Consider the following 22,157-nt stretch of genomic DNA (forward strand, 5'->3'; position numbering starts at 1 on the left):
AAGCGAGGGAAGGGGGTCCAGGGGCCGCTTCATCGGCGCCCGCAGTGCATGCGTTTGGGTGATTTCGCTGTGTTGGGGCCAGAGCCCCGCAACTCCTGGACCCCCTTCCCTCGCTTCGCTCGCCGGGGGTGACGTAATGAGCTTGTGCAGCCGGCTGTGTGAGTCCGTCAGCCGCTGCTCGGGAGCGGTGAAGACGGCTCCGGTGCGCGCCTCGAACGCGGCAAGGCCAGTCCGTCGTTGCAGGCCATCCTGAGATGTCCGCCAATGCCGGGCTCTCGCACGCCATGCTCAAACCGGCTCCGCCGCGAGCGCCGCGCGGGGCAGCCAGGACAGGCCGGCCTCGGTGTCGCGGGCGGGCTTGTATTCGCAGCCGATCCAGCCGCCGTAACCGATGGCGTCGAGATGGCGGTACAGGAAGGGGAAGTTGATCTCGCCGGTGCCGGGCTCGTGGCGGCCGGGATTGTCGGCGAGCTGGATATGGCCGATCCGGTCGAGATGGGTCTCGATGGTCCGCGCCAGGTCCCCCTCCATGATCTGCATGTGATAAATGTCGTATTGGATCGCGAGATTGGGCGAACCGACATCACCGATCAGGCGCAGCGCCTGTTCGGTCCGGTTCAGGAAGAATCCGGGGATGTCGCGGGTGTTGATGGGCTCGACCAGCAAGGTGACGCCGGCCTGTTCGAGTTCGTCGGCGGCGAAACGCAGGTTGCCGACCAGGGTTTCGTATAGCCTCGCGGGGTCGGCATCCTCGGGCGTGACGCCGACCAGGCAGTTCACGCGGCTGCAGCCGAGCGTGGTGGCGTAGTCGACCGCCCGGTAGACGCCGCTGCGAAATTCGCCGATCCGATCGGGCAGGATGGCGATGCCGCGTTCGCCGGCGTCCCAATGCCCGGCCGGCAGGTTGTGCAGCACCTGCGTCAGGTTCCAGCGTTTCAGCCGGGCGGCGAGCTCGCTTTTGTCGAAATCATAAGGAAACAGATATTCGACGCCGGTGAAGCCGGCTTGCGCCGCGGCCTCGAACCGGTCGAGAAATCCCCGTTCGTTGAACAGCATGGTCAGATTGGCGGCAAAACGCGGCATGGCCTTGTCCCGTTGTTCTGGAAGGCTGGAGCGGGCGCGGCGGCAGAGACCGCGCCCTCGGTCGATGTCATTCCGCCGGCTGGAGCTCGGGTTCGGGCAAGGGCAGGTCGAGCACCTCCTCGAACTCGACGACATTGTCGATCTCGGTGCCCATGGCGATATTGGTCACCCGTTCCAGGATGAATTCCATCACCACGGGCACCTGGTATTCGCTCAGCCAGGCCTTGGCCTGGGCGAAGGCCGCCTTGAATTCGTTCGGGCTGCGCACCCGGATCGCCTTGCAGCCGAGCCCTTCGGCCACCGCCACATGGTCGACGCCGTAACCGGCGAGATCCGGCGCGTTGATATTGTCGAAGGCGAGCTGGACCTGGAAATCCATGTCGAAGCCGCGCTGGGCCTGGCGGATCAGGCCGAGATAGGAGTTGTTCACGACGATATGGATGTAGGGCAGCTTGAACTGGGCGCCGACCGCCAGTTCCTCGATCAGGAACTGGAAGTCGTAGTCGCCCGACAGCGCGACGATCTCGCGCCCGGGATCGGCGGCGCGCACGCCGAGCGCCGCCGGCAGCGTCCAGCCGAGCGGTCCGGCCTGGCCGCAATTGATCCAGTGGCGCGGGTTGTGAACGCGCAGGAACTGGGCGCCGGCGATCTGCGACAGGCCAATGGTCGAGACGTAGCAGACGTCGCGGCCGAAGGCCTCGTTCATCTCCTCGTAGACCCGCTGGGGCTTGAGCGGCACATTGTCGAAATGGCTCTTGCGCAGCATGGACCGGCGCCGGTCCATGCAGTCGCGCGACCAGGCGTTGCGGTTCTTCAGCTGTCCCCTGCCGCCCCGTTCGCGTGCCACCGCGACGAACAGTTCAAGCGCTGCGCCGGCATCCGAGACGATGCCGAAATCGGGATTGAAGACGCGGCCGATCTGGGTCGGCTCGATATCGACATGCACGAAGGTGCGGCCCTTGGTGTAGGTCTCGATCGAACCGGTATGACGATTGGCCCAGCGATTGCCGATGCCGAGCACGAAGTCGGCCGCCAGCATGGTGGCATTGCCGTAGCGGTGGCTGGTCTGAAGGCCGACCATGCCGGCCATCAGCGGGTGATCGTCGGGGATGCTGCCCCAGCCCATCAGGGTCGGGACGACGGGAACGCCGGTCAGCTCGGCGAATTCGACCAGGAGATCGGAGGCATCGGCATTGATGATGCCGCCGCCGGCGACGATCAGCGGCCGTTCGGCCGCGTCCAGCATGGCCATGGCCTTTTCGATCTGGCGGCGCGACGCGGCGGGCTTGTAGACGGGCAGAGATTCATAGGTGTCGTCGTCGAATTCGATCTCGGCGAGCTGGACGTCGAGCGGCAGGTCGATCAGCACCGGGCCCGGCCGGCCCGAGCGCATCACGTGGAAGGCCTGCTGGAACACCCGGGGCACCAGGGCCGGCTCGCGCACGGTGACCGCCCATTTGGTCACCGGCTTGGCGATGGCCTCGATATCGACCGCCTGGAAGTCTTCCTTGTAGAGCCTGGCCCGCGGCGCCTGGCCGGTGATGCACAGGATCGGGATGGAATCGGCGATGGCCGAATAGAGCCCGGTGATCATGTCGGTGCCGGCCGGCCCCGACGTGCCGATGCAGACGCCGATATTGCCGGCTTTGGCGCGGGTATAGCCCTCGGCCATGTGGGACGCCCCTTCGACATGGCGCGCCAGGATGTGGTGGATCGACTGGCGGCTCTTGAGCGCGGCGTAAAGCGGGTTGATCGCCGCTCCCGGCACGCCGAAGGCCTGGGTGACGCCCTCCCGCTCCAGAACCCGGACCGCGGCCTCGATGGCCCTCATTTTCGGCATGGCGCAGTCTCCCGACGAGATGCTGACGATTGGCATACCAGATCCCACGCGTCGGGTTCGGTCAATTTATTCCAGAAAGTTTTTTCGCCGCCTGACGGAAATACAAAATCGATGAATTTTCAGCATGTTATATTTCTTTCAGAATCATTCACGGTCCATATCTGAAAAAATATTTCAGTTTTAATTCGCAGGTCGCGTGATCCCGTGCTTTGCTGCCTTCGTCGATGGCGGTGGGAGCAAGGCGATGACCTCAGGTGAACCTCGCAAGGGCCGCGGCCGGCCGCGGTCGCTGAAGGCGGCCCTGTCGGGCGGATCGGTCCAGGCGCTCGACCGCGGCCTGACGCTGCTCGCCCTGCTCGCCGAGGAGGACGGCCTGACCCTGACCGAGCTCAGCCGGCGCTCCGGGGTGTCCGGGTCGACCGTGCACCGGGTGCTCCTGACGCTCGAGAGCCGCGGCTTCGTGCTGCACGACATGGAGCGCGGCCATTGGCTGGTCGGCGTCGAGGCGTTCAAGATCGGCTCGGCCTTCCTGCGCAACCGGCGCATCGCCAGCATGGGACGCACCACCATGCGGGCGCTGATGGAAGCCACCGGCGAGACGGTCAATCTCGGCATCGAGGACAATGGCGAGGTGGTGTTCATCTCGCAGGTGGAGAGCCACGACACGCTGCGTGCCTTTTTCCGCGCCGGCAGCCGTGGCGCCATGCATTCGTCCGGCGTCGGCAAGGCCCTGCTCGCCGAATTTCCCGAACATCGGGTGCGCCAGATCTGCGGCGCCCGGCGGCTGACCCGTTTCACCGAGCAGACCCGCACCGATCTCGGGCCATTGCTGCGCGAGCTGGAGGAGGGGCGGCGGCGCGGCTGGGCGCTCGACGACGAGGAGCGCACCGTCGGCATGCGCTGCGTCGCGGCACCGATCTTCAACGAGCATGGCGAGGTGATCGCGGGGGTCTCCATCTCGGGGCCGGCGGTGCGGGTGACCTTGCACAAGCTGGACGAATTCGGGCCGCTGGTGCGCCGCGCCGCCGACGAGATCACGCTGTCCATCGGCGGGCGGCTTCCAGGACCGGAGCGGCCTTAGGAGCGCTCGGCAAGGGCCTGCCGGATGGTCTCGCCGACCAGATGGGCGCTGGCGGCGATCCGGACGCCGGCCGCCTCCAGCGCCTTGATCTTGGCCGCCGCATCGCCGGCGCCGCGCAAGCTGAGCGTGCCGGCATGGCCCATGCGGCGCGCCGGCGGAGCCTCGCGGCCGACGATCAGCGCGACGATCGGCTTTGCCGGCCGGGCGCCGGCAATATAGTCGGCGACCTCCTCCTCCTCGGTGCCGCCGATCTCGCCGATCAGCACGACGCCTTCGGTCGCGGGATCGTCCAGCAGCAGCTCCAGGCACTCGCGCATGCCGATGCCGTGGATCGGGTCGCCGCCGACGCCGATGGTCGCCGACTGGCCGAGCCCGGCCGCGGTGATCTGCGCGACGACCTCGCTGGTCAGGGAAGCCGATCGCGAGACGATGCCGACGCTTCCAGGCCGTTCGCTGCCGGTGGCCATGACGCCGAGCTTGCCGATGCCGGGAACCAGGATGCCTTGCGAATTGGCGCCGACCAGGATGGTGCGGCTGCCCTTCAGCGCGTCGCGGACCCGGACCATGTCGAGCACGGGCACGCGCTCGGTGACGGCGACCATCAGCGGCATTTCGGCCTCGATCGCCTCGATCATGGCGGCGGCGGCGCTGGCCGGCGGCACGAACAGGATGCCGGCATTGGCGCCGGTCTCGCGCCGCGCATCGGCCACCCGGTCGAAGACCGGCAGGTTGAGATGCGATCGGCCGCCCTTGCCGGGCGTTACGCCGCCGACGACCTTGGTGCCATATTCCATCATGCGGGCGACGTGATGGGTGCCGGCCCAGCCGGTCATGCCCTGACAGACGACGCGGGTGTCGCGATCCAGAAAAACGGCCATGGCTCAGGCTCCCTTCGCCGCGAGCGAGACCGCCTTGGTCGCGGCGGTCCACATGTCGGGACAATCGACGATCGCGCAGCCGAAATTCTTCAGGCGCGAGCGGGCGAAATTGGCGTTGTTGCCGGCCAGCCGCACCACCAGCGGCAGCGACCGGCCGGTGCGCCGGATGGCGATGCCGAGCCCGTCGGCAATGGTGTCGCAGGGCTGCATGCCGCCGCCATGGACATTGATCAGGATCGCCTTGGTGGTCGGATTGTCGAGCAGCAGCCGGAAGCCGTGGGCGATATCCAGGCTGGTCGCGGTGGTCCGGATATCCATGAAATTGGCCGGCCTGCCCTTGGCGGCGACCACCATGTCGAGGGTCGCGAGGCCAAGCCCGGCGCCGTTCGCCACCATGCCGATGTCGCCGTCGAGCTGGACATAGTTGAGCTGGTGTCGCTGGGCCTGCAGCTCGACGGCGCTGGCCTCGTCCTCGTCGCGCAGCGCCGCCAGGTCGGCGTGCCGGAACAAGGCGTTGTCGTCGAGCACCATCTTGGCGTCGAGGGCGACGAGCGCGCCGGCCTCGGTGACCGCCAAGGGATTGATTTCGATGAGGCTGGCGTCGAAATCGATGAAAGCCCGTCTCAGGCCGTCGATCAGCGTGCAGGCCTGGTCCCGCAGCGCGCCGTCGAGCCCGAGCGATGCGACGAAGCCGGCCACGTCGTCTGCCCGTGCGTCGCGGCCGGTGCCGAGCCTGAGCTGGCTCAGCCGGAGATCGCCGCTGGCCGCCCGCTCCTCGATATCCCGGCCACCCCTGGCGCTGCCGATCAGCATCAACTCGCCGGAGGCGGTTTCGACCAGCAACGCCAGATGCAGTTCGCGCGCGGCGGCGACGGCGGTCTCCACCAGCACGCGGCGGACCCGCTCGCCGGCCGGGCCGGTCTGCGCCGTCACCAATTGCTGGCGCAGCAGCCGGCTGGCGGCCACCTCGGCCGCCTCGGCGCCTTCGGCCTCATGGATGCCGCCGGCCCGTTGCCGGCCGCCGGCGTGGATCTGCGCCTTGACCATGACCCGTTGTCCGCCGAGCCGGCGGGCAATGTCGCCGGCCTCGCGCGGGGTGATGGCGACACCGCCGTCGGGCGCCGCAAGGCCATAGGGTGTCAGGAGATGTTTGGCCTGGAACTCATGGATCTTCATGGTTCGATCCTCCCTTGCCTGGCGAGCGGGTCTCGCCGGTCATTTGTTATTGGTATACGTTATGCCAGATGCCGGAGATGCACAACCGGCTTCGTCGCCGGGGCCGCGCGGTGCCATGCCAGAACCAGCCCCTAGGACCAGCCCCTTGAACTCCGTCGGCCGCTCGGTCAGGAAGAGGCCCCGGCAAACCCGCTTCGGGAGTTCTCAGTCATGGCCGCGTTCGTTGCCCTGCTCCGTGCCATCAATGTCAGCGGCACCAGCAAATTGCCGATGAAGGACCTGAAGGCAGCCTGCGAAGCGGCGGGGCTGACGCGGGTATCGACCTATATCGCCAGCGGCAATATCGTCTTCGACAGCGACAAATCGGTGGCGGAGGTGAAGAGCCTGGTCGCCGGCGTGCTGCGCGACCAGTTCGGCCTGACCAAGAACCATACATTGATCCGGACTCCTGCCGAACTCGCCCGGGTCATCGCGGCCAATCCCTTTGCCGATGCCGCCGCCGCGCGTCCCAATCTCATGCTGGTCAGCTTTCTCGACGGCGTCCCGGCCGATGGCACCGCCGCGGCCCTGGCCGCCTATCAGGGGCCGGAGCGCATGCATCTCGACGGCGCCCACCTCTATATCGACTATCGCGAAGGCGTCGGGACCTCGAAGCTGACGCCGGCCTTCTTCGACAAGACGCTGAAAGTGCCGGCGACCGCGCGCAACTGGAACACCACCAATACCTTGCTGAAGATGGCGCGCGCGCTCGAGCCCGCAGGCGGTGGCCAATGACGGTCCTGATCGGCCTCATTCGCGCGATCGGCCCGGCGACCCACGCGAAGATGTCGATGCAGGATCTGCGCGACGGCTGCGAGGCGGCCGGGCTGGACAAGGTCGCGACCTATATCCAGACCGGCAATCTCGTCATCGACACGACCAGATCGGCCGCGACCGTGCAGGCCGTCGTCGAACGCGTGCTGCAGGGCTTCGCGCTGGCCAATCAGGTGGTGATCCGCAGGGCCGAAGAGCTCGAAGCCATCGTTGCCGCCGACCCCTTTCCCGAGGCCGGCCGGATCAGGCCAAGCGAAATGTGCGTGTGTTTCCTGGCCGCCCGACCAGGCCGCGAAGGCCTGGCCCGGCTCGACCAATATCAGGGCCCCGAGCGGTTCGCCTTCGTCGGCGCCGATCTCTGTGTCGACTATCCCGATGGCGCGGCCAGCTCGAAACTGCTGCCCGGCGCGATCGAGCGCCGGCTCGGCGTGGCGGCGACCGCGCGCAACTGGAACACGGTGCGCAAGCTGCTGGCGCTGGCGCAAAAGGTCTGAGCCGGGGCGGCCGGCCGGGGACGCGGCGACCTCCGGCGCAACAGGCGCGTTCGGCGCGTCCCCTGCCGCACCGGGCAAAAGCACGACGTTGGCGCCGGACAGCGCGCCGAACTATTCCCGGCTCAGGACCAGCGGCCGGTTGTCGGCCGGCACCTTGGTCCAGCGCCCATCCGGGTCGCGCTTGAACGACAGCACGGTCGCGCCGCCCTGGATCACCAGCAATTCGCGCTCGAGGCGCCAGCTGGTGAGGCCGAGGGCCGCGACCGAGCGCTCGCAGCCCTCGGCCAGGTCGAGTGCGAAACGCTGTTCGAGCGGTCCGGCGCCGGGCGCCAGTTCCGGCTTGAACGTCAGGCTGCACAGCGCCCGTCCGCGCGGCTGGCCGAGCGTCCAGAGACCGGTGATCTCGTCGGCGGTCGGCAGGGCGGTGCCGGCGAGCCCCCGGTTGGTCAGGAAATAGACGCTCGGGTCGCCCGGCCGCAGCGCCTCGAAAATGCCGACCTCGGTCTCGCCGAAATCGAAGGTAGCGGCGCCGGCGCGGTCGAGCCACTGGATATTGCCGTTCGACGTCACGGTCCAGGCGGCGACGCCGGTCACCGCCGGAAAGGTGCCGGCGCAGCTCGGGCCGAAGCCGAGGCCGAAACCGGGGCCGTTCCGCTCCGGTTTGAAGGTGACGTCGCATTTGCGGTCGCCGGCTGGGTTGGACAGCTCCCAGGGGCCGACGACACGGTCAATCTGGGCGGGCGACGCCTGCAATGCCGGTGCCGGCGCCTGGGCGGCGACGGGATTGATCGGGCACAGGATGAAGGCGGCGAAGACCAGATGACGCATGGCTGGTGATTGTGATCGCCGCGCTGGCGGCCGTCCACCCCGCGGCTCGCTGTCCTTTGCGATCGCGCACTGGAACCACCGTCCTCACCTCTCCCCGCCGGGGAGAGCTGAGGGTGGTGGTTCTCCCCCTGGCCGTCGAAGGACGGGTGATTTCCGCGCAAGTCACGGACCAGGCTGACATATTCGAGTTGCGTGAAGCCGGGGGCACCATCACCCCAGGCAGTCGGTTGTCGCGACGGCGGCGCGGCGGGTAATGATCGTGGCCTTGCGCCGCACGCCGGGCCCCGGCTGGCGGGCATCGCGTTCGATCGGGTTCGGCAGGACCGAGACGAGCAGCGCGGCTTCCGCCGGCGACAACCGCGCCGCCGGCTTGTTGAACGCCCGGCGGCTGCCGGCCTCGATGCCGAATTCGCCGTTCGGGCCCCATTCGGCGATGTTGAGATAGACCTCCATCATCCGCCGCTTCGACCAGATGAGATCGATGACCAGGGCGAGCGGGATTTCCAGGCCCTTGCGCAAATAGGCGGTCGGGCCGCTGTCGCCTTGCCAGAGGAACAGATTGCGGGCGACCTGCATGGAGATGGTCGAGGCGCCGCGCGACGGGCCGTCCTCGTCCTGCATGACCGCCTGCAGCTCGCGCCAGTCGACGCCCCAATGGCCGCAGAAACGGGAATCCTCGGAGGCTATGAGCGCGCGCGGCACCGCGCGCGACACGTCGGCGAGCGACACGGCGACGCGATCGACCCGCTCGCCGGTGAGCTTGCGCCAGGCCATCAAGGTCGAGACCGGAGTGACGACGGTGTAGACAAGGGCGAATATCACCGGCGCCGCGACGAGGATCGCGATAACGAGCCGGGTGCGGCGGAGAAGGCGCGATATCATGCCGGACGAATATCCCGATGGTTCAGCCACAGTCGTTCGCGGCGTCGATGGATGCAAGGCCGGCTGGATCGCGGTGACGATCCCGGCCGCCGGTCCGGTCGTGCCCGAGGTGATCGTCAGGCCGCATTTCGCCGATTTGATCGCCGGAGCCGGCATCATCGCCGTCGACATGCCGATCGGCTTGCCGGAACGGGCCGGGCGCGGCGGCCGTGGCCCGGAAAATCACGTCCGGCCGCATCTCGGCGCGCGCCAGTCCTCGGTCTTTTCGCTGCCGTCGCGCAGCGCCGTCTACGAACTGGACTATTGGGAGGCCTGCAAGGCCGCGCTCGCCAGCTCCGATCCGCCGCGCAAAGTGTCGAAACAGGCGTTTTTCCTGTTCCCCAAGATCCGCGAGATCGACCAGCTGATGCGCGCCGATCCGGCGCTCGGCCGGCGCATCTTCGAGGTTCATCCCGAGCTCGCCTTCTGGCGCCTCAACGGCGAGCGGGCGGTTCACCTGCCCAAGAAGGTCAAGTCGGCGGCGCATCGGCCGGGGCTTGCGCTGCGTCGCGAGATCCTGATGTCCCATGGCTTTCCTGAAGGCTTTCTCGACAAGGCCCCGCGCGGTGCCGGCGCCGACGATCTGCTCGATGCCTGCGTCAACGCCTTGATCGCGCGGCGGTTGCATGCGGGGCTCGCGCGACCCTTCCCGGATCCGCCGCTCAGCGATGCGTTCGGCCTGACGATGGCGATCTGGGCTTGACCCGGCGGCGCGAAACGGCTCCCGTCGCGGGCCGAAACGGAAGAGACCATGCTGACACCTGACGATATCCGCGCCGCCCATGCCCGCATCGCCGGCCATGTCAGGCGGACCCCGACGCTGGCGCTCGACGCCGACACGTTCGGCCTCGGCATTCCCCTGTCGATGAAACTCGAATTCCTGCAGGTGACCGGCACGTTCAAGGCGCGCGGCGCGTTCAACACGCTGCTCGGCGAGGCGCTGCCCGAGGCCGGCGTCTGCGCGGCATCCGGTGGCAATCACGGCATCGCGGTGGCCTATGCCGCGGCCAAGCTCGGCATCCCCGCGCGCATTTTCGTCCCCGAGATCTCATCGCCGGCCAAGATCGCGCGCATCCGCGAGACCGGTGCCGACCTGGTCGTCGGCGGCGCACGCTATGCCGACGCGCTGGCGGCCTGCGAGGCCTATGCGGCGACGAGCGGCGCCCATTCGGTCCACGCCTATGACGCCTGGCCGACCATGGCGGGGCAGGGCACCGTCGGGCTCGAATGGGAAGAGGATGCCGGCGGCCTCGACACGGTGCTGGTCGCGGTCGGCGGTGGTGGTCTGATTTCCGGCATTGCCCGCTGGTTCGACGGCCGCGTGAAGGTGGTCGGGGTCGAGCCGGAAGGTTCGCGGGCGCTCCACGCGGCATTGGCCGCCGGGCATCCCGTCGATGTCGAGGTCAATTCGGTGGCGGCCGACTCGCTCGGCGCCAAGAATGTGCTGGCGCGGGTTCACGAGGTGGCGGCGCGCCATGTCGACAGCGTCGTGCTGGTGCCCGACGACGCGATCCGCGAGGCGCAGCGGCGGCTCTGGCTGTCGCTGCGCGCGGCCGCCGAGCCGGGCGGTGCGGCGGCGCTCGCCGCGTTGATCGCCGGGGCCTATCGGCCGGCGCCGGGCGAACGGGTCGGGGTGCTCGCCTGCGGCGCCAATGTCGACCTGGCGAGCCTTGCTGCGCTGGTTTGACGCGCCTTCGGCCACCGGTCGCACCGATCCGTGATCGGCCGGCAAGGCCGGCGAGGTGGCCTTCCGTGACATTCGTGTTACCTTGTGCGGCGCAGGGTGCCATGAACCGGAGCGGTCATTGAGCGACGGCACGAATACCGAGCGGCAGGCGACGGGTCCCGGACATGGTCCGGCGCTCGGCCACACCATCGATCGGGCCCGGGTCGTCATTCTCTGGGAACGCATCTGGCCGCGCCTGGTGCTGTTCCTCGGCATTTTCGGCGGCGTGCTCGCCGTCTCCTGGCTCGGCTTCTGGCAGGTGGTGCCCTATTGGGCGCGCTTCGGCGGCGTTGTTTTCGTGCTCGGGCTGCTGTTCCTCGCCGCCTGGCCGCTTTTGACCATTCGCCGGCCGACCGACCAGGAGGCCTTGCGCCGCATCGATCGTTCGACCGGTGGCGGCCATCGGCCGGCCTCCGCGCTCGCCGACGAACTGGCGACCCGTGACGATCCCTTCGCCAAGGCCCTGTGGGACGAGCATCGGGCGCGCGTGCTGGCCGCCACCGGCCGGCTCAGGACCGGCATTCCCATGCCGCGCATGGCCAATCTCGACCGCTACGCGATCCGTGCGCTGGCATTGCTGCTCATCGTGCCCGCCTATTTCCTGGCCGGCGACGAGCGGATGACGCGGCTGATGACGGCCTTCGACTGGCGCGCGCCGCCGGCGCCGATCACCTATCGGGTCGATGCCTGGGTGACCCCGCCGACCTATACCGGACGGCCGCCGCTGATCCTGCCGACCCGCCGCTCGGCCGAGCCGGCGCCGCCGCGCGAGGCCGCGCCCGACATCTTCAAGGTTCCGGCCGGCTCGATCGTCACGCTGCGCGTCACCGGCCTCGCCAATGTCGACATCCACGCCGATGGCGGCGTCGCCCCGGCGCCCGCGCCGGACGGCAAGGGAGCGGTGCCGACGCCACCGGCCGGACTTGCCGAAACGCGCTGGCTGATCACCAAGGACGGCCAGCTGACCCTGCGCGGCACCGGTGCCGAGCCGCTCGACTGGCGTTTCGAGGCGCTGATCGATCAGGCGCCGACGATCGCTTTCGAGCGTGATCCGCAATCCGATCAGCGCAACCAGCTGCTGCTCTCCTATAAGCTCGAGGACGATTACGGCGTCACCGAAGCCGAGGCGCGCTTCCAGCTGGCGCCGTCGGCGACCGCCTTGCAGCGGCCGGGCGCGCGGCCGCTGGCCGAATTGCCGCCGATCCCATTGGCCCTGCCGCAGGCGCGCACCCGTCACGGCTCGGGCCAGACCACGCGCGATTTCGTCAACCATCCCTTTGCCGGACTGCAGGTGGCGGTGACGCTGCACGCCAAGGACGATGCCGGCAATGAGGGGCGGTCGGATACGGTGGTGACGGTGCTGCCGCAGCGGACCTTCGCCAAGCCGGTGCCGCGCGCGCTCGTCGAACAGCGGCGCATCCTGGCGCTCGATGCCAATGCCCGGCCCCGGGTGGCCCGCGCGCTCGAGGCCCTGACCACCGCGCCCGACGTTTTCGGCATGGAGACGGCGGTCTATCTCGGCTTGCGCACCGCCTATTTCCGGCTCTCGCGCGCCTCCAGCGACGCCCAGCTCACCGAAGTGATGGATTATCTCTGGGATATCGCCGTCCGGATCGAGGACGGCGATGTCTCCGAGGCCGAGCGGGCCGTGCAGGCCGCGGCCGAGCGGCTGCGCCAGGCGATCGAGCGCGGCGCATCCGACGAGGAGATCCGCAGGCTGTCGCAGGACCTGCGCCAGGCCATGGACCGGCTGATGCGCGAGCTCACCGAGCAGGCGCTGCGCAACCGCCAGGACGGCCAGAACCAGCAGCAGGCCCAGCGCGATCCGAACACCCGCACGGTGCGGCCGCAGGACCTGCGCGACATGCTGAACCGCATCGAGAATCTCGCCCGCAACGGTGCGCGCGACCAGGCGCAGCGGCTGATGCAGGAGCTGCAGCAGATGCTGCAGGGCCTGCAGGCCGGCCGCCAGCAGCAACAGCAGCAGGGCGACGGCACCGAGCAGGGCGAGAATGCGCTCGACCAGCTCTCCGACATGATCCGCCGCCAGCAGCAATTGCGCGACCAGACCTTCCGCCGCGGCCAGGAGCAGCGGCGCGCCCAGCGTGGCGGCCAGCAGCAGCAGCGCCCGAACCAGCGCGGCCAGCAGGGGCAGCAAGGCCAGCAAGGGCAGGACGGCCAGCCGCAGCCGGGCCAGGGCGAGCAGCCGGGCGACGGCACGCCGGGTTTCTCGGAACTGGGCGAGAACCAGCGGCAATTGCGCGAATTGCTCGATCAGCTGCGCGATCAGCTCGGCCAGCAGGGCGACCAGGGTGATTCACCCGGCGGACGCGAGGCCGAACAGGGCCTGGGCAATGCCGGGCGCGCCATGCGCGAGGCCGAAGGCGCGCTCGGCCGCGGCGACGGCCAGGGTGCGACCGATGCGCAGGGCCGGGCGCTGCGGAGCCTGCAGCAGGGCGCGCAGGGGCTTGCCCAGCAGATGCAGGAAGGCCAGGGCCAGCAGGGCCAAGGCAACCAGCAGGGCCAGCCCGGCAATCGCTCCGGCCAGGCAGGCAGCCAGGATTACGATCCGCTCGGACGTCCGACGCGCGGCCGCGAAGCCAATGAGAATTCCAATGTCCGCATTCCCAATGCGGGCGAGGGGGCGGCGCAGCGTGCCCAGCGGGTTCTCGAGGAGCTGCGCCGGCGCCTGTCGGATCCGGACCGGCCGCAGCTCGAAATGGACTATATCGAGCGGCTCTTGCGCGGCCTGCAGATCCAGTAGGCGGATCCAGAGTCTGATCGGCTCGAATTAAAGCGTACGGCACCAGGGTTTGCCGTCCTCCGAGGGTCGCTTCGCTCCCACCTCCACGCAAAAGCGAAGCTTTTGCGTGGAGGTGGGCTGGGTATATGGCATTGATGTTGCGCACGAAGCTTGAATGGACGAGCGCATTTTGCACCATCCTCTATGCAAGCCCCCACGGTCCTCATCCTGAGGTGCGAGTTCTTGCGAGCCGCGAAGCACGGCCAACCGCAGCGCAACGCCAATTGGTCGCAAACTAGCCCGGGATTTCCCAGGCCTCGCCCGGCCGGATCGCGCGGAACCGGTCGGCGCCGATATCCCTGGCCTTGAGCGCCTCGGCCAACGCTGCGCGCGGCGCCTCGATCGGCTCGTTGGTCAGCTGCACCGTGCCCCAGTGATGGGCCAGCGCATGGCGCGCGCCGCAATCGAGCATGACCTGCACCGCCTCTTCCGGGTTCATGTGCTGGTCGCGCATGAACCAGCGCGGCTCATAGGCGCCGATCGGCAGGATGGCGAGGCGGAAGTCGCCGAAACGGGTCCGGGCCGCGCGGAAATGATGGCCGTCGCCGTAACCGGTATCGCCAATATGGTAGATCGGACCGGCCGGCGTCTCGATGATGAAGGCGGCCCACAATGCCTTGTTGCGGTCGAACAGGCCGCGCGCGGTCCAGTGCCGCATCGGCGCCAGGTGCACGGCCATGCCGTTGCCGATCTCGATCCGGTCGCCCCAGTCATAGGCTTCGGCCCGGATCGCCTGATCATGCGCCTTCATGATCGTGTCCTGGCCGAGCGGGGTGATGACGCGCGGCGCGTGGCTTGCCGCCAGCCGCGACAGGGTCGCCAGGTCCAGATGGTCGTAATGGCCGTGGCTGACCAGCACGAGATCGATCTTCGGCAGGTCCTCGAAGCGGATCCCCGGCGGATTGACCCGCTTGGGTCCGAGGAAGGACAGGGGCGAGAAACGTTCCGACCAGACCGGGTCGAGCAGGACGTTCAGGCCGCGGGTCTGCAGCAGGAAGCTCGCATGTCCCGCATAAGCGAGGCGGATGGCGTCGCCGTCGACGCGCGCCGGCGGCGTGTCGAACTGGTCGAGCGGCCAGCTGCCGGGCCAGCGCGCCCGCGGGTCGGAGCCGAATTGCCAGCGCAGCAGGTCCGACAGCGGCCGGGGTGCGGCGCCGTGCGGGTCGAAAAAGCGGGTGCCGTCGAAATGATCGGAGACCGGCCCGGAATAATAGGGATTGGACCCGGCGGCGAGCAGCGCTCCGGCGCCCGCGACGAAAGGGATCGAGGCGAACGAGGCCAGAATTCCGCGCCGGGTCGGCATGGCGCTCAGCCGCCGGTCATGGGCGGAAAGAAGGCGACTTCGCCGGCGCCTTCGAGCAGGGCCGCTGGCTTCACATGGACCTGGTCGATGGCCGCGCGGATCACCGTGGGGTTCTCGAAGGCATAGGCATATTCCTCGCCGCGGGCGCTGAGATGGGCGATCAGGTCGGCGACCGTCCGCACCGTGCCGGGCAGCTCGACGGTCTCCTCGGCCTTGCCGATGCGCTCGCGCACCCAGGCGAAATAAAGAACCTTCACCGCTCGTCCTCATCGATCAGATGGCCGACGCCGGCGCGGAAATAGTCGAAGCCGGTGTAAAGCGTCAGCAAGGCGGCGATCCACAGGAGGCCGATGCCGACCTGGGTGACGAAAGGGATGACCTGGTCGCCGGCGGGACCGGCGATGAGGAACCCGACCGCCACCAGCTGCAGCGCGGTCTTCCATTTGGCCAGCTGGGTCACCGGCACGGAAACCTGCAATTCCGCCAGGAATTCGCGCAGGCCCGAGACCAGGATCTCGCGCGACAGGATGACCACGGCGGCCCACAGGGACCAGCCGAGAATGGTGCCGTCGGCAGCCAGCATCAGCAGCACGACGCCGACCAGCAGCTTGTCGGCGATCGGATCGAGCATGCGGCCGATGGCCGATTGCTGCGACAGGGCGCGGGCCAGGTAGCCGTCGAAATAGTCGGTGATGGCGGCGATGACGAAGATGGTCAGCGCCACCCAGCGCAGCCACAGGCCGCTTTCGTAGATGACCTGGACGAACAGGCAGGCCGCCACCAATGGGACGGCGACGACCCGCCCATAGGTGAGCATGTTGGGAATGTTGAACGCACCGCCGCGGCGCACGCGCGGGATCGGATCAGCCGAGCTCATGATCTTGTGATGAACGAGGGGGCGTCTTGGGTCAACCGAAAGCCGACATGGCCGGCGCACGGGATGGACAGATCGTTGTGAACGGATCAAGAAATGGCGCCATGACCATTGCCTCATTCGCCGTCGCCCGCCGCCGTCCCTGGCTCGCCGCCGCCCTGGTCGTCGGCCTCGGCGCGACCGCCACCATCCTCGGCGCCTATTTCTTCCAATATGTCATCGGGCTTGCCCCCTGTCCGCTCTGCCTGGAGCAGCGGGTGCCCTATTACATCGCCATTCCCTTGGCCTTCGCGACGGCGTTGAGCGCCTTCCTGCGCCTGCCGCCGCTGGTCACCCGCATCGGCTTGCTGGCGCTGGCGCTGGTCATGGTCTGGGGCGCCGGGCTCGGCGTCTACCACGCCGGCGCCGAATGGGGTTTCTGGCAGGGGCCGACCAGCTGCTCGGCGCCGGCGACACTCGCCCGCACGCCGGGCGACCTGCTGCGGCAGTTGCAGACCGGGCCGCGGGTGGTCGACTGCACGGTGGCGGCCTGGCGCCTGTTCGGCCTGTCGCTGGCCGGCTGGAACGTGCTGATCGCGGCGGTCCTGTCGGTCGTCGCGCTGATCGGCGCGACGCAGGCGAAAGAGCAGGCCTGAGACGGCTGTTCGGCGTCCGGAAGCCGTTGCAGAGCCGGTTCCGGCCAGGACGAACCGTTCTGTTTGGGATGCGTGGGTCCCCGGGCCAAGCCCGGGGATGACGCGCGGCGCGAGCGGCCCCGAGGGCCTGCGCGAACCGGCGCTCAGGGCTCCAGCTCGGTGTCCCAGTAGAGATAGTCCATCCAGCTGTCATGCAGGTAGTTCGGCGGGAACAGCCGGCCGTTGCTGTGCAGGTCCTGGATGGTCGGCGTGTAGGGATGCTGCATCAGGTGCATGCCGGATTCACGCAGGGTTTTCGAGCCCTTCATGAGATTGCACGGCGAGCAGGCGGCCAGCACATTGTCCCAGGTGGTCTGCCCGCCCTTCGAGCGGGGGATCAGATGGTCGAAGGTGAGATCGTCGCTGTCGCCGCAATACTGGCAGCGGAATTTGTCGCGCAGGAAGACGTTGAAACGGGTGAAGGCCGGATTGCGTGACGGCTTCACATAGGTCTTCAGCGACACGACGCTCGGCAGCTTCATTTCGAAGCTCGGCGAGCGGATCGCCTTTTCGTAAAACGACACGACCGAGACGCGATCGAGGAACACCGCCTTGATCGTATCCTGCCAGGACCAGAGCGACAGCGGGTAGTAGCTCAACGGGCGGTAGTCCGCGTTGAGGACCAGAGCAGGCCATGAACCGGGAGAGATGCCGGACGAAACCGGCAGATCCCCGGGAGAAACGGCGACCGTCACGAGCATACTCCCTGCGACCGGTCCTGCTCGCTGATTCGCGAGCAGCGAATGCAGATATGCCCGTTAATAATAGGAGCACTGTGTCGGTCTTGTGAAGCCTCGAACGGGCCACGCCTCAAGAGGTCGCGAATCCCCGGGCGAGCGCCGCCTGTCCGAAGCCCAGCGCGCGGGCATCGATCTCATGGCCGATATCGGGAATGAGATGGGTCGCGACGACCAGGCCGGCGCCGCGCAAGGCCGTGGCCGCAGCCTCCATATTGCCGGGCGGGATGACGTCGTCGAGGCCGCCATGAACCAGCGTCACCGGCGGCCGGGCGGTGATCTCGGCCAGATTTTCGGGCCCCGCGAGGCGGCCGGAATAACCGACGAGGGCGGCCGGCGCGGCCTTGCGGCGCAAGCCGACATGCAATGCGGTCATGGCACCCTGGCTGAAACCGACCAGGCCAAGGGCTGCGTCATCCAGCGACAGGCGCCGCAGCTCGGCATCCAGGAAGGCGTCGACCGCGGCGCGGATGCCGAGGCATCCGGACCAGTATTCGCGTGGGTTGCGCAGATCGAGCGGGAACCATTGCCGGCCGCCCGGCATGTGATCGCAGGGTTCCGGCGCGTTCGGCGCCACGAAGGCGGCATCCGGCAGCGCCTGGCGCCAGGCCTGGCCGAGCGCGATCAGGTCGCCGCCGTCGGCGCCGTAGCCATGCAGGATCACCACCAGCTGGCGGGCCCGGCCGGACAGCGGTTGCAGGCGAGGTCCGTCCAGCATCAGGCCACCAGGGGTTCGGCGATGCGGCCGGTGCGCCGCGCCGCATAATAGGCCCAGAGCAGCCGCGCGGCGACCGCGCGATAGGGGCGCCAGCGTTCGGCCAGCGGCCCCATTTCCTTGGCCGTCGGCCGGCCGGGCAAACCTAAGAGGTCGCCGGCGGCCGCCTGCAGCGCGATGTCGCCGGCCGGCCAGGCATCGATATGGCCGAGGCAGGACAGCAGGTAGACGTCGGCGGTCCAGGGGCCGATGCCCTTGACCTCGGTCAGCATGGCATGGGCGGCGTCGGCGTCGTGACGGTCGAGCGCCGTGAGGTCGAGACCACCTTCGGTGACCGCGGCCGAGATCGCCCTGAGCGTGCGCACCTTCGGCCGCGACAGGCCGGCGGCCCGATAATCCTCGTCGCTGGCCGCGCCGAGGATCTCCGGGGTCCAGGCGCCGAACACCGTTTCGGCCCGGGCCCAGATGGCGCGCGCCGCATCGACCGAGATCTGCTGGAACACGACGATCTGAACCAGGCCCTCGAAGCCCGGCGCGCGCCGGCGCAGCGGCGGCGCGCCGAGCTCGGCATGGGCTTTCGCCATATGCGGGCACAGGCCGGTCAGCGCCGTCAGCGCGCCGGCAAGATCAGCCTCGGTTTCGATGCGCATGGTGGTCTGGTCCCGGGCATTGCGGGTTGCGTTCTCTTGACGCTGTCAGCATAGGCTTGAGCATGGTCCCGGCGCATCTCCCGATTTCTCAGAGCGATCCCGCAGTGCTGCGTTTTGCGCCGAGCCCGAACGGTGCGCTGCATCTCGGCCACGCGCTGAGCGCCCTGGAGAACGCGGCCATGGCGGAGCGGCTCGGCGGGCGCCTGCTGCTGCGCATCGAGAATATCGACCGGACCCGCTGCCGGCCGGAATTCGAGACGGCGCTGCGCGAGGACCTCGCCTGGCTGGGGGTGTCCTTCGAGACGCCGCCGCGGCGGCAATCCGAGCATCTCGACACCTACCGGCAGGCGCTCGACAGGCTCGACGCCATGGGCCTGGTCTTCGCGAGTTTCGAAAGCCGGGGCGAATTGAAGGCGCTGGCGGCGGGCCATGCCGCCGCGACGGCCCGGGCCTGGCCGACCGATCCGGACGGCGCGCCGCTTTATGCCGGCCGCGGCGCCGGGCTGAGCCCGGCCGAGCGGGCGGCGCTGGCGGCCTCCGGCCGGCCCTTCGCGCTCAGGCTCAGGATGGCCGAGGCCATGCGCCGGCTCGGCCGGCCGCTGGCCTGGACCGAGGTCGACGAGGCCGGCGCCAACCCGCGTGTGGTCGCGGCGGAACCGTCGCATTGGGGCGATGTCGTGCTCGGCCGCAAGGAGACGCCGACCAGCTATCACCTGTCGGTGGTGGTCGACGACGCGCTGCAGGGCGTCAGCCATGTCGTGCGCGGCCGCGACCTGTTCGAGGCAACCGCCGTGCACCGCCTGCTGCAGGAGCTGCTCGGCCTGCCCGAACCGCTTTACCGCCACCACCGCCTGGTGCTGGGCGCCGACGGCCGCAAGCTGTCGAAGAGCGAGGCCGCGACCGGGCTGGCGACGCTTCGCGCGGCGGGGGCGACGCCAAGCGACATCCGCCGTCTCGTCGGGTTCAGCCCGAAAGCCGGCCGCGATCCAAAAGTCGAGGTCGACCCAGAAGCCCAGGTCAACCCTTGAAACCGTCGGTCTGGAGAAAGGCCAATTCCTCGGGCGTGCTGGCGCGGCCGAGAATGGCGTTGCGGTGCGGGAAGCGGCCGAACCGGGCGATCAGGTCGCGGTGGACCTCGGCATAGCCATTCAGGTCGGCATCGCCGAGCGTCCGGAACAGGGCCACCGAACGGTGCTGCACGGCGATCTGCTCGGTATGTTCGAGCGGCAGATAGACGAACAGGCGCAGGTCCGGCCCGATCAGCCGGTCCAGGCCCTTGCCGATGGCGCGCTCGGCGATGGCGAGCGCCAGCGCATCGGCGGCAAAGGCGCGGGCTTCTCCGCGAAACATGTTCCGCGAGAACTGGTCGAGCACCAGGATCAGCGCCAGGGTGGCGCCGGCGGTTGCCTCCCAATGTTCCAGATCGCCGGCGGCGGCGGCCTCATAGGTCGTCAGAAAGCGGCCGGTGATGGCGGCGTCGAAAGCGTCGTCCTTGGCGAACCACCGGTCCGGGCCGGCGTCGCGCCAGAAGCCGAGGATCGCCTCGGGCGTTTCGATCATGGTCACAGGCCGAGCCCCGGAATGGCGAGAGGATTGTCGGTCAAGGCGGCGCGGTCCGGCTGGTCGGCGCGAGGCACGCCGAGAAAGGCGTCGTAGAGCGCCTGCACCACCTGCGGCTCCATGTCCTTCAGGATGAAGACGATGCGGGTGCGCGCGTCGCCGTCCGGCCAGGCATCCAGCACCGTGGTCGGGTGGAACACGTGCTGGGCGCCGTGAATGACAACAGGGCGATCCGGGAATTCGGCGATCTTGACCACGCCCTTGACGCGCAGGAGCTTCGGGCCATGGGCGCCGCGCAGCAGCTCCAGGAACATGTCGAAGGCCGCCGACCCGAGCGGCTGGTCGCTGGTCAGCGCAAAGGCCTTGATGCCGTCGTCATGGCTGTGATCGCCGCCGTCGCCGGCAAGCGCCGCCTGGTTCAGCCAGCGCGTGACGTCGGGTACCTTGGTCGCGGGGTTGTAAAGGCCGGCGGCGAGCACGGCTCTGGCATCGGCTTCGCCCCTGGCGGCATCCAGCCGGATGGCGGTCGGCGCCAGCGCCGCCAGGCGCGCCTCGAGCCGGCCAAGGTCTGCCCGGCGCGCGTCGCTGTCGACCAGGTCGGTCTTGGTCAGCACGATCCGGTCGGCGACGGCGGCCTGTTTGACCGCCTCGGGGTGGGCGTCGAGGGTGGCGAGCCCATTGATCGCATCGACGACGGTGATGACCGCGTCGAGCCGGTAGCGCATCACCAGATAGGGATGGGCCATCATGGTGTGGATGACGGGAATCGGGTCGGCGAGGCCGGTGGTCTCGATCACCACCCGCTCGAACGGGTCGACGCGGCCGTTGTCGAGCGCGCGCAGGAGATCCTCGAGCGCCGAGACGAGGTCGCCGCGCACCGTGCAGCAGACGCAGCCGGACGACAGCATGACGATGCCGTCCTCGACGGTGCGCACAAGCAGGTGGTCGAGCCCGATCTCGCCGAACTCGTTGATCAGGACAGCCGTGTCCTTCATGCCGGGATCGGCCAGCAGCCGGTTGAGCAAGGTGGTCTTGCCGGCTCCGAGGAAGCCGGTCAGCACGGTCACCGGGATCGGCGGACGCGGGCGCCGGGGGCGTGGGGCATCGGACATGCGTTTCAGACGGGTTTCGGCGCGCGCCGCAATTCGACCAGCGAAGATGCGACGAGGGCGGTGAGGACAAGCAGGCTTCCCACCATTTGGGGCGCCGACAGCACTTCGCCAAGGACGATGTTGGCGGCGACGATGGCGACCACCGGTTCGAGGCAAAAAACCAGGCCGACCAGCGCCGGTGGCGCGTTGCGGGCGCTGAGCATCTGGAAGGTGAAGCCGATCACATAACCGGTGATGGTCATGGCGGCGGCGAACCAGGCGCCGGCCAGCGCGCTCCATGGGCCGAAGCCGTTGGCGAGCGCCGCCAATCCGGCGATCGGCATGATCACCACATGGGACCAGAACAGCAGGGCCTTCTGGCCGATGCGGCCGCCGGCGCGCGCCGCGGCGAAGAACTGGCAGGCGGCAAGGATGCTCGCCGCGGCCGCCAGCAGCACGCCGCGCATGTCGATGCCGCCGAGCTTCGGTCCGAGCGCGATGGCAAGGCCGCAAAAGGCCAGCGCGAAGACGCCCAGGCGCTGCAAGGTGAAGCGCTCGCCGTCGACGAACGGGCTGGCGACCAGGATCAGCAGGGGAAAGGTGTAGAAAACGACCGCGGCGATGCCGATCGGCACGAAGGAGACCGCGAAGAAATAAGCGAGCCCGAGGCAGGCCGAGGTGACGCCGACCAGGATCAGGGCCGGGCGGTCGCGGGTCTCGACCTTCAGCGAGCCGCCGGCGAGCGCGACGGTCGCCGCCACCGCGCCCATCATCAGGAAGACGCGCAGGAAGACCAGATCGGCGGCGGAAACGCCTTGCTGGGTCGCCATGCGGGCGAAGACGATATTGATGCCATAGGCCGTGGCGCCGATCAGCGCGGCGCCGATACCGAGCGCGCGCGCCGACATCG

Annotated in this window: 22 protein-coding genes and 1 pseudogene; 8 read left to right on the forward strand and 15 right to left on the reverse strand. The window is 68.8% G+C overall.

Going from position 1 to position 22,157, the window contains the following annotated elements; genetic code table 11:
- Nucleotides 1–288 precede the first annotated feature (288 nt).
- Entirely contained in the window at nucleotides 289–1,083 is a 795-nt protein-coding gene (gene hyi, locus AC07WJ_RS01695; protein ID WP_494932794.1) for a hydroxypyruvate isomerase, read from the reverse strand.
- Nucleotides 1,084–1,150: 67 nt separating this feature from the next.
- Entirely contained in the window at nucleotides 1,151–2,923 is a 1,773-nt protein-coding gene (gene gcl / locus AC07WJ_RS01700; RefSeq protein ID WP_494932795.1) for a glyoxylate carboligase, read from the reverse strand.
- Nucleotides 2,924–3,167: 244 nt separating this feature from the next.
- On the opposite strand from gcl, the gene bhcR reads away from it, so the two are divergent.
- Nucleotides 3,168–4,004 (forward strand): HTH-type transcriptional regulator BhcR, encoded by an 837-nt coding sequence (bhcR, locus tag AC07WJ_RS01705; protein ID WP_494932796.1) that lies wholly within the window; start codon nucleotides 3,168–3,170, stop codon nucleotides 4,002–4,004.
- Here bhcR and sucD read toward each other — a convergent pair.
- Together sucD and sucC are read right to left on the reverse strand one after the other, a co-directional pair.
- Nucleotides 4,001–4,882, reverse strand: coding sequence for a succinate--CoA ligase subunit alpha (sucD, locus tag AC07WJ_RS01710; protein ID WP_494932797.1), 882 nt, complete (start codon nucleotides 4,880–4,882; stop codon nucleotides 4,001–4,003). The two genes, bhcR and sucD, sit on opposite strands and share 4 nt — an antisense overlap.
- A 3-nt stretch (nucleotides 4,883–4,885) precedes the next feature.
- A pseudogene (sucC, locus tag AC07WJ_RS01715) lies at nucleotides 4,886–6,064 on the reverse strand (ADP-forming succinate--CoA ligase subunit beta); the annotation flags it as partial.
- A gap of 204 nt (nucleotides 6,065–6,268) precedes the next feature.
- Between sucC and AC07WJ_RS01720 the strand changes: the two are divergent.
- Entirely contained in the window at nucleotides 6,269–6,832 is a 564-nt protein-coding gene (locus tag AC07WJ_RS01720) for a DUF1697 domain-containing protein (RefSeq protein ID WP_494932798.1), read from the forward strand.
- Nucleotides 6,829–7,365, forward strand: a complete 537-nt coding sequence (locus AC07WJ_RS01725) for a DUF1697 domain-containing protein (RefSeq protein ID WP_494932799.1) — start codon at nucleotides 6,829–6,831, stop codon at nucleotides 7,363–7,365. The genes AC07WJ_RS01720 and AC07WJ_RS01725 overlap by 4 nt, the downstream gene beginning before the upstream one ends.
- 111 nt (nucleotides 7,366–7,476) lie before the next feature.
- Here the strand turns inward: AC07WJ_RS01725 and AC07WJ_RS01730 are convergent, their stop codons facing one another.
- Together AC07WJ_RS01730 and AC07WJ_RS01735 are read right to left on the reverse strand one after the other, a co-directional pair.
- A complete protein-coding gene (locus AC07WJ_RS01730) occupies nucleotides 7,477–8,193 on the reverse strand; it encodes an AprI/Inh family metalloprotease inhibitor (RefSeq protein ID WP_494932800.1) in 717 nt (238 codons plus the stop codon).
- A 210-nt stretch (nucleotides 8,194–8,403) separates the two neighbouring features.
- Entirely contained in the window at nucleotides 8,404–9,075 is a 672-nt protein-coding gene (locus tag AC07WJ_RS01735) for a transglycosylase domain-containing protein (protein ID WP_494932801.1), read from the reverse strand.
- Here AC07WJ_RS01735 and AC07WJ_RS01740 point away from each other — a divergent pair.
- From AC07WJ_RS01740 to AC07WJ_RS01750, 3 genes are all read left to right on the forward strand, one after another.
- Nucleotides 9,074–9,817, forward strand: coding sequence for a DUF429 domain-containing protein (locus AC07WJ_RS01740; RefSeq protein WP_494932802.1), 744 nt, complete (start codon nucleotides 9,074–9,076; stop codon nucleotides 9,815–9,817). The two genes, AC07WJ_RS01735 and AC07WJ_RS01740, sit on opposite strands and share 2 nt — an antisense overlap.
- A gap of 48 nt (nucleotides 9,818–9,865) precedes the next feature.
- Entirely contained in the window at nucleotides 9,866–10,801 is a 936-nt protein-coding gene (locus AC07WJ_RS01745) for a threonine/serine dehydratase (protein WP_494932803.1), read from the forward strand.
- A 118-nt stretch (nucleotides 10,802–10,919) separates the two neighbouring features.
- Complete coding sequence (locus tag AC07WJ_RS01750; protein ID WP_494932804.1) at nucleotides 10,920–13,604, forward strand: TIGR02302 family protein; 2,685 nt, start codon at nucleotides 10,920–10,922, stop codon at nucleotides 13,602–13,604.
- Nucleotides 13,605–13,878: 274 nt separating this feature from the next.
- On the opposite strand, the gene AC07WJ_RS01755 is transcribed toward AC07WJ_RS01750, so the two are convergent.
- Genes AC07WJ_RS01755 through pgsA form a run of 3 tightly spaced genes read right to left on the reverse strand, consistent with a single transcriptional unit; the run spans nucleotide 13,879 to nucleotide 15,823 of the window.
- Entirely contained in the window at nucleotides 13,879–14,946 is a 1,068-nt protein-coding gene (locus tag AC07WJ_RS01755) for an MBL fold metallo-hydrolase (protein ID WP_494932805.1), read from the reverse strand.
- Between the two features lie 5 nt (nucleotides 14,947–14,951).
- A complete protein-coding gene (gene moaD, locus AC07WJ_RS01760; RefSeq protein WP_494932806.1) occupies nucleotides 14,952–15,203 on the reverse strand; it encodes a molybdopterin converting factor subunit 1 in 252 nt (83 codons plus the stop codon).
- Nucleotides 15,200–15,823, reverse strand: coding sequence for a CDP-diacylglycerol--glycerol-3-phosphate 3-phosphatidyltransferase (gene pgsA, locus AC07WJ_RS01765; protein WP_494932807.1), 624 nt, complete (start codon nucleotides 15,821–15,823; stop codon nucleotides 15,200–15,202). Before pgsA ends, moaD begins: the two co-directional genes overlap by 4 nt.
- A 101-nt stretch (nucleotides 15,824–15,924) precedes the next feature.
- On the opposite strand from pgsA, the gene AC07WJ_RS01770 reads away from it, so the two are divergent.
- Nucleotides 15,925–16,455 (forward strand): disulfide bond formation protein B, encoded by a 531-nt coding sequence (locus AC07WJ_RS01770; protein WP_494932808.1) that lies wholly within the window; start codon nucleotides 15,925–15,927, stop codon nucleotides 16,453–16,455.
- Between the two features lie 143 nt (nucleotides 16,456–16,598).
- Here the strand turns inward: AC07WJ_RS01770 and AC07WJ_RS01775 are convergent, their stop codons facing one another.
- The 3 genes from AC07WJ_RS01775 to AC07WJ_RS01785 all read right to left on the reverse strand — a co-directional run bounded on the left by AC07WJ_RS01775 (nucleotide 16,599) and on the right by AC07WJ_RS01785 (nucleotide 18,596).
- Nucleotides 16,599–17,195, reverse strand: coding sequence for an HNH endonuclease (locus tag AC07WJ_RS01775; protein ID WP_494932809.1), 597 nt, complete (start codon nucleotides 17,193–17,195; stop codon nucleotides 16,599–16,601).
- Nucleotides 17,196–17,304: 109 nt separating this feature from the next.
- Entirely contained in the window at nucleotides 17,305–17,949 is a 645-nt protein-coding gene (locus tag AC07WJ_RS01780) for an alpha/beta hydrolase (protein WP_494932810.1), read from the reverse strand.
- Nucleotides 17,949–18,596 (reverse strand): DNA-3-methyladenine glycosylase family protein, encoded by a 648-nt coding sequence (locus tag AC07WJ_RS01785; RefSeq protein WP_494932811.1) that lies wholly within the window; start codon nucleotides 18,594–18,596, stop codon nucleotides 17,949–17,951. The genes AC07WJ_RS01780 and AC07WJ_RS01785 overlap by 1 nt, the downstream gene beginning before the upstream one ends.
- A 62-nt stretch (nucleotides 18,597–18,658) precedes the next feature.
- Here AC07WJ_RS01785 and gluQRS point away from each other — a divergent pair, with 62 nt between their 5' ends.
- Complete coding sequence (gluQRS, locus tag AC07WJ_RS01790; RefSeq protein ID WP_494932812.1) at nucleotides 18,659–19,624, forward strand: tRNA glutamyl-Q(34) synthetase GluQRS; 966 nt, start codon at nucleotides 18,659–18,661, stop codon at nucleotides 19,622–19,624.
- Here the strand turns inward: gluQRS and AC07WJ_RS01795 are convergent.
- From AC07WJ_RS01795 to AC07WJ_RS01805, 3 genes are read right to left on the reverse strand one after another with little or no spacing between them, the layout of a single operon-like run.
- The gene (locus AC07WJ_RS01795; RefSeq protein ID WP_494933811.1) at nucleotides 19,614–20,156 is read right to left on the reverse strand and encodes a DUF924 family protein; all 543 of its coding nucleotides are present in this window, start codon (nucleotides 20,154–20,156) and stop codon (nucleotides 19,614–19,616) included. The genes gluQRS and AC07WJ_RS01795 overlap by 11 nt on opposite strands.
- Before the next feature lie 2 nt (nucleotides 20,157–20,158).
- Complete coding sequence (locus AC07WJ_RS01800; RefSeq protein WP_494932813.1) at nucleotides 20,159–21,268, reverse strand: CobW family GTP-binding protein; 1,110 nt, start codon at nucleotides 21,266–21,268, stop codon at nucleotides 20,159–20,161.
- Nucleotides 21,269–21,273: 5 nt separating this feature from the next.
- Complete coding sequence (locus AC07WJ_RS01805) at nucleotides 21,274–22,155, reverse strand: DMT family transporter (RefSeq protein WP_494933812.1); 882 nt, start codon at nucleotides 22,153–22,155, stop codon at nucleotides 21,274–21,276.
- Between the last annotated feature and the right edge of the window lie 2 nt (nucleotides 22,156–22,157).

This window comes from Phreatobacter sp. GW821-FHT04C01, from assembly GCF_059420385.1.